This window comes from Bacillus sp. JS (assembly GCF_000259365.1).
GTDB classification, from domain to species: Bacteria; Bacillota; Bacilli; order Bacillales; family Bacillaceae; genus Bacillus; species Bacillus stercoris.
In genome coordinates, this window is record NC_017743.1 from 606672 (window position 1) to 619620 (window position 12949).

Below are 12949 nucleotides of genomic sequence, written 5' to 3' on the forward strand. Positions count from 1 at the left end.
ATCTTTTATGATCTGCTTTTTTGCTTACTATTCCCGATCAAGCTGTAAACGATTTTATAGCCGAACATTGTGGTGGTATTTGGAAAGTGAAGGAGACACTTATGGCGCCATCACTCATTTTCGATATGTGGCAGAAGCTGCGTCATACTAGCAGGCATCCTAGGAAAAGTGATAAAGCACATCAAATGATTTTTTTGACTTTGCATTCACTCCTTGATGCCAAGGATCTTGAGAATCCTTTTTAAAAATTAAGGAATTTAAAACTGATCTGTAAAAAATGCAAATGAAACAAGCACACAAAACCAGTTCTGGGTCTTGTCCAATCGATCATGATATAAATGCAAAAACAAAATGATGTGTAAAAAATAGAGTCCATGAGAGAGACTCTATTTTTTGAAATGGCTGGCTAGAAGCATATTGCAGTTCTTTATGAATGCGAATCACTATCTTAATAAGCACTTATTGTGAAATGTCTTTTTCTGCATTAAAAAAACGCATTACACGTTCATTTACGTATGCGGGTTGCTCCATCGATAAAACATGTCCGGCATTTTTAATGACTTCCGCCTCAATATCAGGAACGAATGAAGAGGCTCGGTGCAGGGCTGAGTGGGGATCATAGATGACTTCATGTTCACCGAGTAATAATAGAATAGGGACTCTTGCTGATTGTAATTCCTCATCGGTAAATACATACGGAAATCCGTCGGCTTTAGGATTTGGATTTCTTGATCCATCCTGCCACATTACCCCTGCCTGAAACTGCTTCACAAAAATCGGGTGCAGCACACTGTGATCATTCATCATCCAATGTAAGAATGTTTCAACTCCATTTGGAGCTGTAAGGCCAAGAGCATATTTGTAGAAATCGTGATGAAATGGCAAAAATGTTTCTGCCGGACTCAGTATAGCTGCGCTTTTTACTCTCTCAGGCATACGTAAAAGGAAATTCATCGTATGGAGACCGCCAAGCGAAAGTCCGATCATGTGGGACTTTTCGATCCCCAGATTGTCAAACACATCAAGAAGCCAATTGGCGTAATCCGTTCTCGTACCGCTTAGATTCTCAGGAATACTCTTGTTTTTATCACCTATGATATCAACTGCATAAGTTCTGTATTTGCTGCTCCAATCGGCGATGTTGGGATACCACATCGTGGAACTGAATAATGCTCCGTGGAGTAATACAAGCGGCGGGGCATCCTCTGGCCCGCTAGCAATCACATGTGTTTGACCAAAACGAGTAGATATGTAGAATGATTTGCAGCGGACCGGCCAAAGACTAAGGCTTTCATTATAAGTTTGATAATAGCGGATACCGCTGTCACTTAATTCGGGAATACTAGATGAATGGTTTGACATACAAGTGCCCCTCTCAATTTTGTTTAAATGAATGTGCCGTTTCGTGATGGGGAGTCTGATTTTGATATAACAGAATTTATTTACAATATAATACAGAGGTTATTCGGCGTCAAATCCAAGATAAAAAGGAAATAAAATGATTGGGACAGATTATTGAAAATCAATATAACAGAATATTAACCTCCTTTTTGGGAGCGCTATAGCAATTCCAAAACCAAAAGTTGAAGCGAGCACAATGGAGGTGATCCCATCTAATATTCCGTTAGTCAGGAGGTATGATAATCTCCATGCAAAGCGGCTTCAACAGGACTTAAAATTGACAGCGAACCGATACAGAATCATAGGATCGCAGTTGATAAACTCTCCGCTAAATTGCTTTGTTCACCAGCTTGTTGAATCGTAATTCCTTCATTCTAACAACTTTTCTGTTCATATGATTTATACATTTACATTAAATAGTACAGTGAGTTCCAAAGGTAAAGTTTGCGGCATAATGAAAAAGCCCCTTTTAAAAAGCAGATCTTTTATGATCTGCTTTTTTGCTTCACGTTTATTGCCTGATCATGTTGTAGGCGATTCTATGGCTACTCTATGTGGAAGTATTTAGAAGGTGAAGCCGCCATTTTGTTTTTACGCAGGTAGAGGACATTAAGCGGTATAGGGTGTGTTTGATCAAGTTAGCCGAGATAATGTTTCAATCTCTCTAATCCTATTCTCAACTCGTCTAATGATTCTGTTGAAGAAAGCGCAACACGCAAATGCTTATGAGGAGTGGCAGACCCGCTCAGGAAGCGATCAGAATGAAATGCGCGGATTCCATGTTTCTTCAAATCCGTTTCCAGCTGTAACGCATCGGTATCATCATTGATTGAAAGCCATCGATAAAAGCTGAGAGGATGTCCATTCACCTCTGTTTCAGGAAAAAACTCTGCAAACATATCATTAGCCGACTGGGCAAGCTGTTTTTTTTGAGAAACAATATCGTGCGCTTTTCCTGATAAGATCAGTTCTGTTATGACCTCTGCATCAAAAGAAGACGTTTTTACATTAATGTTGAACATCGCCTGATGGATTTTCTCGCCCAAGGCATCTCCATAGACCATATAGGCCACTCTTAATCCTGAACAGATTGACTTAGAGGTGCTGCAAATATATACGCTTTGTTCTGGGAGCAAGTTGAACATGGGCTCCTGATAATCAGAAATCAAGCCTGCGGTCATAAACGCATGAATATCGTCTTCGATCAATAATAAACGATGTTTTCGGATCACTGCCGCGATTTCTTTCTTTCTGGCACTCGACATCATAACAGTAGTTGGGTTACAGCAAGAAGGCATCAAAAAAATGCCATGAATGTTGAGTTGAGTACATTGCTTTTCTAGTTCGTCCGGCAGCATTCCATACTCATCTCCGGGAATCGGCACTAGCTGAATGTGGTGCATTTTTGCAAGTTCAATAAAGTTTGAGTACGTGTATAAGTCAGTGGCAATTCGATTCCCTGGCTCAAACAGCGCGGCCAATGAAATGGCCAGCGCATTTTGGGCACCGGAAACAATTGAGATATGGTCTTGGTCAGTTTGAATGCCAAACGATTTCATCCAGTTTAGCCCTGCTGTTTTTTGATGCGGAATGCCTGTTGGATCATTGTAATTGAGTAACTGTTTTACGTAATGTTTACTCGCAACCTGTTGAATCACTTCCGTTACAATTTGATTGGTTTCTTCAAAAGAGGCGATTAAACCAAGATCGATACAGTTGGTGATTTTATCTTTAGAAATCGTAATTGAACGGGCGGCGCTAGGAGAAACAAAGGTTCCCTTTCCGGTGACCGCATAGATCAGTCCCTTTACCTCACACACTTTATAGGCTCGGGTAATTGTAGTGAAGTTTAAGTCAAGAAAGTCAGCTAATTCTCGCTGGGGCGGGAGCTTTGTACCCGGTGCCAAAAAACCATTTTTGATATCGTGTTCAAGCAGTGCAGCGATTGATTCATAGAAAGGCCGCTTTAACGCCTCTCTTTCTGGCTTCCAAGACATTGGGTAATTGTCGAATGAATTGACCGGCATAATCCACCTCTATTGTTTCGTTTTCCATGAATGGTTTTTAAAAGGAGTGCAGCAAGTTTTCTCTATTATGATACAAAGGATAATTGTAATCCATACAATTATCTTGTTTGTTGTATGGATTTAATATGGTACTTTAAAATAAAAATGTTGCAAGGTGTGAATCTTATGACAAAAAGAAATCAAATAGGGGCTGCATTTCGTTCGGCCTTCCCGTATACGATTCCGATTTTTGCCGGATTTTTATTTTTGGGAATTGCTTATGGAATCTTTATGCATTCTATAGGGTTTAGTGCAATTTATCCGATCATCATGAGTTTTATTATATTTGCAGGATCAATGGAGTTTGTTGCCGCCCATTTCTTGCTGGGCGCGTTCAATCCGTTGAATGCCCTTTTTTTGACGTTGATGATCAATGCCCGGCATTTGTTTTATGGAATTTCCATGTTGGATAAGTACAGGGGGACTGGAAAGAAAAAGCTTTATTTGATCTTCGGGATGTGCGATGAATCATTTTCTATCAATTATACCGCTAATGTTCCGGCGAATGTTGACAAGGGCTGGTTTATGTTTTTTGTGACATTGCTTAATCATTTATATTGGGTCGCGGGAGCAGCGATAGGCGGTATTTTTGGATCGTATGTGAAATTTAATACCGAAGGGCTTGAATTTGTGATGACCGCCCTCTTTATTGTGATCTTCATTGAACAGTGGATGAAAGAGCAAAAACATCACAGTGCTCTCGCAGGACTTGGGCTTTCAGCTGCCAGCCTTATCATTTTTGGCGGAAACCATTTCATTATTCCTGCTATGCTCGCCATTTTAGGGATACTCACTGTTCTGAGAAAACCATTAGAGAAAGCTGAGGTTTCTGTATGACGATGAGTATAACGCAGCAAATCATTACCGTTGCTATGGTCGTGCTTGGCACAATGCTGACACGGTTCCTTCCATTCATGATTTTCCCGTCTGGGAAACCGACGCCGAAATACATACAATTTTTGGGCAGGGTGCTGCCATCAGCGGTAATCGGGCTTCTGGTTATTTATTGTTTTAAAGACGTGAGTCTACTTTCTGGGAGTCACGGTATTCCTGAATTGATTGGAGCAGCTGCAGTTGCACTGCTTCACTTTTGGAAAAAAAATATGCTACTTTCTATAGCGGGGGGAACCGTTGTTTATATGGCTATGGTACAATTGTTTTTTTAACCGTATGGGGAACGATCAATGATCAAACTTTTATTGAACTTTTTAAAAATTAATGAAATTGACACAATCTTATTTTGGACTCAGCACCGTGCCAATGTATATAGCATCTGTAGTGTTTCCTTGCCATTCAAGAGGTGTCTACTTTATTCGGAGGATTTATCATGTCAAAAAAAGTGTCTGCTTCCTATATCATCATTATAGGACTAATGCTATTTGCATTGTTTTTTGGGGCGGGAAATCTCATTTTCCCGCCTATGCTTGGGCAAATGGCTGGAAAAAATGTATGGATTGCCAATGCGGGTTTCTTGGTGACAGGAGTTGGCTTGCCGCTGCTGGCAATGACTGCATTTGTTTTTTCAGGTAAAGATAATTTACAATCGTTAGCCAGCCGTGTGCATCCGGTGTTTGGCATTGTGTTTACAACGATTCTCTATCTGGCCATCGGGCCTTTTTTCGCTATCCCAAGATCGGGGAACGTATCGTTTGAAATTGGAGTGAAACCTTTTTTATCAGATGATGCAGGCCCTGTTTCATTGATCATATTTACAATATTGTTTTTTACAGTTGCATGTCTGTTATCACTTAATCCCACAAAAATAGTGGATGTGGTCGGAAAAGTTTTAACACCAATTAAATTGACATTTATCGGTTTGCTTGTAGTGGTAGCTCTTGTTCATCCAATTGGAACCATTCAAGCGCCATCAAAAGGGTATACATCGCATGTGTTTTTTAAAGGCTTTCAGGAGGGATACCTTACACTGGATGCCCTTGTAGCATTCGTTTTTGGAATCATTGTGGTGAATGCAATGAAAGAACAAGGGGCAGCCACCAAAAAACAGCTGATCATCATTTGTGCGAAAGCCACTGCGATTGCTGCGACACTTTTAGCCCTTATCTATACTTCCCTTTCATATATGGGGGCCTCCAGCGTTGAAAAGCTGGGGTTTTTAGAAAATGGGGCCGAGGTTTTGGCTAAGGTTTCATCCTATTATTTTGGATCCTACGGTTCTATCTTATTGGGTTTAATGATTACGGTAGCATGTTTGACGACAAGTGTCGGACTCATCACAGCGTGTTCTTCGTTTTTTCATGAATTATTTCCGAGCATTTCTTATAAAAAAATAGCTGTGATGTTAGCGGTGTTTAGCACACTTGTTGCAAATATAGGATTAACAGAGCTCATTAAGGTGTCCAAGCCTGTCTTAATGACGATGTATCCAATCGCGATTTCCTTAATATTTTTAACGTTTTTGCACTCTGTATTTAAAGGGAAGGCTGAAGTGTATCAGGGGAGCTTACTGTTCACGCTTATCATCAGCCTATTTGACGGTTTGAATGCAGCTGGGATAAAAATTGAAGTCGTGAATCGCGTTTTCACTCAGGTTCTTCCTATGTACAGCATAGGGCTTGGGTGGCTTATTCCAGCCATTGCAGGGGGGATAGGCGGCTATATACTGAGTATGTACCGAGCAAAAAAATCATGATTTAGCGCTGTAGGGCCGATAGAACCACTCACCTTCATAGATGGTGATTTCCCTGATCCGTGTTCTAAAGAGTTGAACAATGATTCAGATCTGCAGGTGGAATAAAGCTCTTTTCCGCCTGCTGAATTGGGGGGAGAAGCTTTGTGTATGAGATTAGCACACATAGATAAACATGAAAGATCGATCCTTCGTGAGTTTCAGCTACAACGGTCAAAGACGAGCCCATCTCAAGTTGCGTTCATGGCACAAGCTGCAAATGATGTAAAGACATATCGCGTAACATCAAAACCTATCCAAAAGAAAAAAAGAAGGCAGGGCAGAGCTGAATCAAAAGCCTCCCGTGAAGCAGCATTAAACATATTAAAGCAGCAGAATAAGCCAATGAGCAGTATCGATTTGAAAAGAAGGATTGAAAAGGAAACCGGCGTACACATTTCGAATATGACATCATTTATGAATACTTTGATGAAAACACACCCCGAGGTGAGAAAGCCTTATAGAGGGCAGTACATTGTGATTTGAATGCATGGTATCAAAGACTCAGCATTACAAATGTAGATCAGAGACAGAAACACAGCGCATGTTCAGCATGATACCAAGGATCTTGACGACCTTGGTATTTTTGTTGTGAACTGCCGGCCATCAGGATCGGTTTATGTACAAAGACGATCGCAAAGATTGTGATGAATGAATTGACGCCCATATGACCATTCTCCGTCTGTTCAAGTAATAAAACATGGCCGGCATTCATGATTTTCGCTTAATTGATGCCGATTTGTTAAAAATGCAATCCAAATGATTGAATCACAAAAATCACAACAGGAGGGATCAACAGGGAAGGCAGCAGATTCAGTGTTTTGAACTTCTTGATTCCAAGAATGCTTAGACCTGAACTGAGGATGAGTATGCCTCCCACAATAGTAATTTCGTTAATAAGGTCTGTATTGATTGCGCTCTCCATTACTTTAGCAAATAAATAGATGGAGCCCTGCCAAGCAAACAATACAATGGCAGCTGCCGCTATTCCAAAACCAAAAGTCGAGGCGAGCACAATGGAGGTGATCCCATCTAACATACCGTTTGTCAGAAGGTACGTATAATCTCCATGCAAAGCCGCTTCAACAGGACCCAATATTGACAGCGAGCCTATACAAAATAATAAGACCGCAGTTGATAACCCCTCCGCTAAATTGCTTTTAGAAAATTTGTTCACCAGCTTGTTGAATCGTAATTCCAGATTGATGATCTGGCCAAGCAAACCTCCAATGGCTAAACTCACGATGAAAAGAATGGGGTATTTACTATCAGGCAAATGCTGTGTAACGGCGTTGATTCCCAGCGCGACTGCAGCGAATCCCATTGCCTGCATCAAAATATCCTGGTATTCATCTTTAATGCCTTTTTTGAATATCCCCCCGATTATGCTTCCCGCAATGATCATCACTGTGTTAAAAATTGTTCCAAACATAAGCTTTCTCCTCCAATAATGATTCCTGCATAAAAAATAAACCCTCTAGTTAGTAGAGAGTCAAGGGAGATCAAAAACATATTCATGAGATTATTTGATGGGCAAGAGGATTTCAGTCACATAATTGTCTAGGTTATTCGTAATGCCATAATCAATGAGTGTGATTTCGATAGAATCTCCTGCTATTTCATAATGATGCTCTTCCATATACGCCAGTAATGTTTTGTAGTATGGTTCGGCTTCTGGGTGTGACCCTCTGAACCTAATTTGCAGATATTCTCTTGAAGGGAAAATGATTTCTGATGAAGTTTTTTCATTTTCATCTTCAAGAATCATAAATATACTGGAATATTTGTCAAACTGTTTTGCCTTCACATTTGCTGCTGAAATGGATAAACCGATTTTGCCTATAAATATATCTTCGTTCACATTCAGGTGGGTTCTCAATTCCGCTAACGAATGTTCGATATCATGGCCGAGAACATATTCATGCTGTAAATAAGCCACTCGAATTGCGGGAAGTTTGATTTTTGAAATGTGATGTAACGGCATGTTAACGGCATCTTCTATATGTGTGATGCGGCGGGAGATCTTTCGTTCAATGCGTTCTAATTCTTTCTTCTTGCGGTCAATTTCAGCTTGCTGGCTTTTTAGTAGATGAAGAAGGGTATTTGTATTTTGAGAGTTATAAAAATCAAGCAGCTTATGGATTGGCAGACCTAAGGCCCTCAAATACTTGATGGTATCCAGCCGCTCAAACTGTTGGGTGGAATAATATCGATAGTTCGTTTTCTCGTCTTTATATTCCGGCTTCAAAAGACCGATTTCATCATAATACCTAAGAGCAGAGATTTTCACATTGAATAACTTTGACACTTCTCCAATCGAAAAAAATTCCTTCATTCTAACAACCTTTCTGTCCCTATGATTGATATACATCCATATTATATAGTACAGCGAGTTCTAAAGGGAAAGTTTAACAGCATAAAGCAAAAGCTCCTTTTAAAAAGGAGCTTTTCATTCTTCGAAATAAGGATTCACATGGATGAGCACTTCTTCAACATCGGAAAACTGTCTTTTGATTTCATTTCGAATTTCGCGGGCAATGTCATGTCCCTGCTTAATTGTCAAATCATGATCCAAAGATAGACGGACATCAAGCAATTTATAGTGGCCGTGTTCTCTCGCGCGGATTCTATCGATTCGTTTTACCTGATCACATTGAAAAATAACAGCTTTATATTCCTCGATCAGCTTGGGGTCAACGCTCTTTTCCATGAGCACATCAACAGACGGCCTGATTAATTCCATAGAAATCTTAAAAATGAGGTAAGCAACGATTGCACTGGCAATTGCATCGGCGTACAACAGATAGGACCAGCCGCGGGTGTTTCCGATGATAGCCAATAGGACGCCGATAAAAGCGGCAAGGGAGGCAACGATATCGCCTTTATGATCGTATGCAATCGCTATAATCGCTTTGCTGTTCCATTTTTCCCCTTGCTTGATAGAATAACGATATAAGATTTCCTTAGCCACGTACGAAATAAGAGCCGCAAATAATGCGCTGTATTGGGGAACGCTTGGCCCTTTAACAAAGGACAGAATCGCTTCAATGAGGATATAAACGGATACGATCACTAAGATTATTCCTACAATCGCCTCACTAATGACTTCTGCTTTTCCGTGTCCAAAAGGATGGTCCTGATCGGGCGGTTTATTGGAAATGCCGATCACTGCCAAGACCGCAATCGAAGCAACGACATCTGCCGCGGAATGGATTCCGTCTGCAAAAACGGCTTCACTATCGCCTATCAGTCCAAAAAAGACCTTTCCTGCCATTAGGATCAGATTGGCGATCAATGCAATCAAAGCAACTTTTCTGCTGATTTGTTCTCTTTCACTTGCCATTTTTTCCTCCTATAAAACTGCACAAAAAAAATAGGAGTGCTCTTTAGACGCTCTCCGTATCCTTTTCTGTGTAATCACTTTGCTTATCATACCAATTCAATTTCGAGTGGGTCTATAGCAACGTTGTTTCCTGGTTACTAATAAATAAGGTAACAGAAAAAAAGTTGGAGCTGTGCTAAAAGCTCACACTGCAAACAAATGAGTTCTCATGTAACAAGGAGTGGCAATAATAATGCTGCCTTCAGCGGAAAAATTCCATCTGTTATAAAAAAACTATTGACATTAGATGATCTGTATTTTACTATTATCTCATATTCAAGATATTTTAATTCGAGATATTAAGTTAATAAGATCAACGCTCAAGGTCCAATCGCAGTCAGTTCTTTTTTAAAAATTCAATGAGATTTTTTATAGAATAATATCTCGAATTCGAGATAAGAAGGAGTGTATCGTAATGGCTGAATTTACACAGTTAGTTAATGAAAGAAGATCTGCAAGCAATTTTCTTTCAGGTCATCCAATCACAAAAGAAGACCTCAATGAGATGTTTGAATTGGTTGCATTGGCACCATCGGCTTTTAATTTGCAGCATACAAAATATGTGACGGTTCTAGACCCGGATGTAAAAGAAAAGCTGAAACTGGCCGCAAACGGACAATATAAAGTGTTTAGCTCATCTGCGGTTCTTTTGGTATTAGGGGATAAACAGGCATATCAGCAAGCGGCTGACATCTATGAAGGATTAAAGGTGTTAGGGGTATTAAATAAGCAAGAGTATGACCATATGGTTCAAGACACCGTTTCGTTTTATGAAAACAGGGGAGAACAATTTAAGAGAGATGAGGCGATAAGGAACGCTTCACTTTCTGCGATGATGTTTATGCTGAGTGCTAAAGAAAAAGGCTGGGACACTTGCCCGATGATCGGCTTTGATGCGGAAGCCGTAAAACAGATTTTGAACATAGATGACCAGTTTGAGGTTGTCATGATGATTACAATTGGGAAAGAAAAAACAGAGAGCAGAAGGCCGCGCGGCTACCGTAAGCCTGTGAATGAGTTTGTTGAGTATATGTAAAAGGAGCAGATAAAAATGGCTAAAAAAACAATGGGAATTCATCATATTACAGCGATTGTCGGCCATCCTCAAGAGAACACAGATTTCTATGCAGGAGTGCTTGGGCTTCGTTTGGTCAAGCAAACTGTCAATTTTGATGATCCGGGTACGTATCATCTTTATTTTGGAAATGAGGGCGGGGAGCCGGGAACAATCATCACTTTCTTTCCGTGGGCTGGAGCCCGCCAAGGTGTCATTGGAGACGGCCAAGTTGGCGTGACTTCATATGTCGTGCCGAAGGGGGCTATGGCATTTTGGGAAAAGAGACTAGAAAAGTTCAACATTCCATACACCAAAATCGAGCGCTTTGGAGAACAATATATTGAGTTTGATGATCCTCATGGCCTGCACTTAGAAATCGTGGAAAGAGAAGAAGGAGCGGCTAACACGTGGACCTTCGGAGATGTAACGCCTGATGTTGCCATTAAAGGTTTTGGGGGCGCAACTTTATTATCAGCGCAGCCTGACAAAACCGCGGAGCTATTGGAAAACATCATGGGGCTGGAACGAGTCGGCAGGGAAGGAGACTTTATTCGTTATCGTTCTGCCGGTGATATCGGAAATGTGATTGACCTTAAGTTAACGCCTATTGGCCGCGGTCAAATGGGAGCCGGCACGGTGCACCACATTGCTTGGCGGGCTAGTGATGACCAAGATCAATTAGATTGGCAAAGACATATTGCTTCTCACGGATACGGTGTAACTCCTGTTCGGGATAGAAATTATTTTAATGCCATTTACTTCAGGGAACATGGGGAAATCCTGTTTGAAATCGCAACTGATCCACCGGGCTTTGCCCATGATGAATCACACGAAACAATGGGCGGAAAATTGATGCTGCCTGTGCAATATGAACCGCATCGGGCACAAATTGAACAAGGGCTGCTGCCGTTTGAAGTAAGAGAATTAGATTGATTTGACACATAAAAAAATAAAGAAACATATATTCAATTGATGATTGCTGGATGGATGGTACCGTCAGCAAAGAATCAGATGAAATCAAAGATGAGGAGAGATAAAAATGGAAGATGCAGGACTGTTGCTTATTCGGATTATGATTGGTGTGGTGTTTCTGTTTTATGGCACACAAAAATTATTCGGCTGGTTTGGGGGATACGGAATTAAAGGGACCGGACAATGGTTCGAATCAATTGGGGTAAAACCAGGTAACGCTGCGGCCGCTCTGTCAGGCCTTGGGGAGTTAGTAAGCGGAATTCTATTTATTTTAGGTGTGTTCCTCCCGCTTGGAGCTGCTATCATCACAATCATTATGTTAGGTGCGATCGTAAAAGTTCATGGAGCGAAAGGCTTTGCGAATGGCGCCGGCGGTTTTGAATATAACGTGGTGCTCATTGCCGTCTCCATAGGGGTTGCACTCATCGGTTCAGGAGCTTACGCTTTGCATTTTTAATACGAAAGTAAAACAGAACAGTTACTGTCATGCAGTAACTGTTCTTTTGTATTTATATTTTCGGCAAGTTTGCAGGTAATCTGAAAAGCAAAAAAGCGGAAATACTAAATATAAATCTGTATAGTGAATGGTATATATTAGCTTGGTCATGAAAGGCAGACCTATTTGAAGGAGTAAATGGATGAAAGAAATGACAGCATTACATTCATTAGATTCTATAGATCATTTTATCAAACAGCACCAATTCAGTTTTATCTATATATCAAGAACTGGCTGTACAGTATGTCACGCAGTTCTGCCGCAGCTTAGAATAGTATTGGATCAGTTTCCAAACATCAAATTGGGGCATGTCAATGCTGACGATGTAGCAGAGGTTGCCGGCAAATTTTCAGTCTTTACTGTTCCCGTGCTTCTTTTGTTCATTGATGGGACTGAGTATTTGAGAGAAGCCCGCTTTGTTCATTTTGAACAGCTTGAACAAAAGCTGGATAGGGTTTATCGATTATATGAAGGCGAATAAAGGGTTTATACATTTATATTGGTCATCATGAATCCATCAGCATATTAGTAGTCCTCACTTTATCATATCCTCAGCACTCACACCATTGGGCTTTTCAGAAAAGAAGTATCATATCAAACGAGACAAACGATTAAAAAAGAACTCATATGAGTTCTTTTTTTGTGCATCATGTTATTCTTCACTAGGTGAAGAAGGGTTATCATTCTGCCCTTGATCACTTGTATCATTATCACAACTTGCTGAAATAATAATTGAATTAGAAGGAGAGTAATCTCCTAATGTGAAATTGACACCGTAGTTTTTGCTGTTTGCAGTATGGCTGTTTTGCAAGTTTTGTCCGATATCTGTATTGGCGTTTTGTGTCATCCCATTTATCGTGAGATTTGAGATGTTGATTTGAGATCGCAT

Annotated in this window: 14 protein-coding genes and 1 pseudogene; 8 read left to right on the forward strand and 7 right to left on the reverse strand. The window is 40.5% G+C overall.

The window, feature by feature from the left end:
* Positions 1-459: 459 nt before the first annotated feature.
* The 3 genes and pseudogenes from MY9_RS03150 to MY9_RS03155 form a co-directional block, all read right to left on the reverse strand.
* A complete protein-coding gene (locus MY9_RS03150) occupies positions 460-1362 on the reverse strand; it encodes a carboxylesterase (protein ID WP_040084061.1) in 903 nt (300 codons plus the stop codon).
* Between the two features lie 195 nt (positions 1363-1557).
* A pseudogene (locus tag MY9_RS21495) lies at positions 1558-1768 on the reverse strand (DUF554 family protein); the annotation flags it as partial.
* Between the two features lie 271 nt (positions 1769-2039).
* Positions 2040-3428, reverse strand: a complete 1389-nt coding sequence (locus tag MY9_RS03155) for an aminotransferase-like domain-containing protein (RefSeq protein WP_014662954.1) — start codon at positions 3426-3428, stop codon at positions 2040-2042.
* A gap of 114 nt (positions 3429-3542) precedes the next feature.
* Here MY9_RS03155 and azlC point away from each other — a divergent pair, with 114 nt between their 5' ends.
* From azlC to MY9_RS03175, 4 genes are all read left to right on the forward strand, one after another.
* Positions 3543-4304: an azaleucine resistance protein AzlC gene (azlC, locus tag MY9_RS03160; protein WP_014662955.1), complete on the forward strand. Its 762-nt coding sequence runs from the start codon at positions 3543-3545 to the stop codon at positions 4302-4304.
* Entirely contained in the window at positions 4301-4633 is a 333-nt protein-coding gene (locus MY9_RS03165) for a branched-chain amino acid transporter permease (RefSeq protein ID WP_014662956.1), read from the forward strand. Before azlC ends, MY9_RS03165 begins: the two co-directional genes overlap by 4 nt.
* A gap of 161 nt (positions 4634-4794) precedes the next feature.
* Positions 4795-6117, forward strand: coding sequence for a branched-chain amino acid transport system II carrier protein (gene brnQ / locus MY9_RS03170; protein ID WP_014662957.1), 1323 nt, complete (start codon positions 4795-4797; stop codon positions 6115-6117).
* A 147-nt stretch (positions 6118-6264) separates the two neighbouring features.
* Complete coding sequence (locus tag MY9_RS03175) at positions 6265-6639, forward strand: Rok-like winged helix domain-containing protein (RefSeq protein ID WP_014662958.1); 375 nt, start codon at positions 6265-6267, stop codon at positions 6637-6639.
* 256 nt (positions 6640-6895) lie between these two features.
* Here MY9_RS03175 and MY9_RS03180 read toward each other — a convergent pair whose 3' ends face one another.
* From MY9_RS03180 to mneP, 3 genes are all read right to left on the reverse strand, one after another.
* Positions 6896-7585, reverse strand: a complete 690-nt coding sequence (locus MY9_RS03180; protein ID WP_014662960.1) for a DUF554 domain-containing protein — start codon at positions 7583-7585, stop codon at positions 6896-6898.
* Positions 7586-7675: 90 nt separating this feature from the next.
* Positions 7676-8488, reverse strand: coding sequence for a MerR family transcriptional regulator (locus MY9_RS03185; protein ID WP_014662961.1), 813 nt, complete (start codon positions 8486-8488; stop codon positions 7676-7678).
* Positions 8489-8602: 114 nt separating this feature from the next.
* Positions 8603-9496, reverse strand: coding sequence for a manganese transporter MneP (gene mneP, locus MY9_RS03190; RefSeq protein WP_014662962.1), 894 nt, complete (start codon positions 9494-9496; stop codon positions 8603-8605).
* A gap of 454 nt (positions 9497-9950) precedes the next feature.
* On the opposite strand from mneP, the gene MY9_RS03195 reads away from it, so the two are divergent.
* The 4 genes from MY9_RS03195 to MY9_RS03210 all read left to right on the forward strand — a co-directional run bounded on the left by MY9_RS03195 (position 9951) and on the right by MY9_RS03210 (position 12541).
* Positions 9951-10571, forward strand: a complete 621-nt coding sequence (locus tag MY9_RS03195; protein WP_014662963.1) for a nitroreductase family protein — start codon at positions 9951-9953, stop codon at positions 10569-10571.
* A 15-nt stretch (positions 10572-10586) separates the two neighbouring features.
* Complete coding sequence (locus tag MY9_RS03200) at positions 10587-11525, forward strand: ring-cleaving dioxygenase (RefSeq protein WP_014662964.1); 939 nt, start codon at positions 10587-10589, stop codon at positions 11523-11525.
* Positions 11526-11631: 106 nt separating this feature from the next.
* On the forward strand, positions 11632-12021 hold the full coding sequence (locus tag MY9_RS03205) for a DoxX family protein (RefSeq protein WP_014662965.1): 390 nt from the start codon (positions 11632-11634) through the stop codon (positions 12019-12021).
* Between the two features lie 181 nt (positions 12022-12202).
* Positions 12203-12541 carry a thioredoxin family protein gene (locus tag MY9_RS03210; RefSeq protein ID WP_014662966.1) on the forward strand — a complete coding sequence of 113 codons (339 nt, stop codon included), beginning with the start codon at positions 12203-12205 and terminating at the stop codon, positions 12539-12541.
* A 171-nt stretch (positions 12542-12712) separates the two neighbouring features.
* Here the strand turns inward: MY9_RS03210 and MY9_RS03215 are convergent, their stop codons facing one another.
* On the reverse strand, positions 12713-12949 hold the full coding sequence (locus tag MY9_RS03215; protein WP_014662967.1) for a spore germination protein: 237 nt from the start codon (positions 12947-12949) through the stop codon (positions 12713-12715).

Coding starts and splice junctions, on each gene's coding strand:
- mneP (WP_014662962.1), bottom strand. CDS start 9,496: ATGGCAAGTGAAAGAGAACAAATCAGCAGAAAAGTTGCTTTGATTGCA.
- MY9_RS03155 (WP_014662954.1), bottom strand. CDS start 3,428: ATGCCGGTCAATTCATTCGACAATTACCCAATGTCTTGGAAGCCAGAA.
- brnQ (WP_014662957.1), top strand. CDS start 4,795: ATGTCAAAAAAAGTGTCTGCTTCCTATATCATCATTATAGGACTAATG.
- MY9_RS03165 (WP_014662956.1), top strand. CDS start 4,301: ATGACGATGAGTATAACGCAGCAAATCATTACCGTTGCTATGGTCGTG.
- azlC (WP_014662955.1), top strand. CDS start 3,543: ATGGATTTAATATGGTACTTTAAAATAAAAATGTTGCAAGGTGTGAAT.
- MY9_RS03210 (WP_014662966.1), top strand. CDS start 12,203: ATGAAAGAAATGACAGCATTACATTCATTAGATTCTATAGATCATTTT.
- MY9_RS03180 (WP_014662960.1), bottom strand. CDS start 7,585: ATGTTTGGAACAATTTTTAACACAGTGATGATCATTGCGGGAAGCATA.
- MY9_RS03215 (WP_014662967.1), bottom strand. CDS start 12,949: ATGCGATCTCAAATCAACATCTCAAATCTCACGATAAATGGGATGACA.
- MY9_RS03150 (WP_040084061.1), bottom strand. CDS start 1,362: ATGTCAAACCATTCATCTAGTATTCCCGAATTAAGTGACAGCGGTATC.
- MY9_RS03195 (WP_014662963.1), top strand. CDS start 9,951: ATGGCTGAATTTACACAGTTAGTTAATGAAAGAAGATCTGCAAGCAAT.
- MY9_RS03205 (WP_014662965.1), top strand. CDS start 11,632: ATGGAAGATGCAGGACTGTTGCTTATTCGGATTATGATTGGTGTGGTG.
- MY9_RS03185 (WP_014662961.1), bottom strand. CDS start 8,488: ATGAAGGAATTTTTTTCGATTGGAGAAGTGTCAAAGTTATTCAATGTG.
- MY9_RS03175 (WP_014662958.1), top strand. CDS start 6,265: ATGAGATTAGCACACATAGATAAACATGAAAGATCGATCCTTCGTGAG.
- MY9_RS03200 (WP_014662964.1), top strand. CDS start 10,587: ATGGCTAAAAAAACAATGGGAATTCATCATATTACAGCGATTGTCGGC.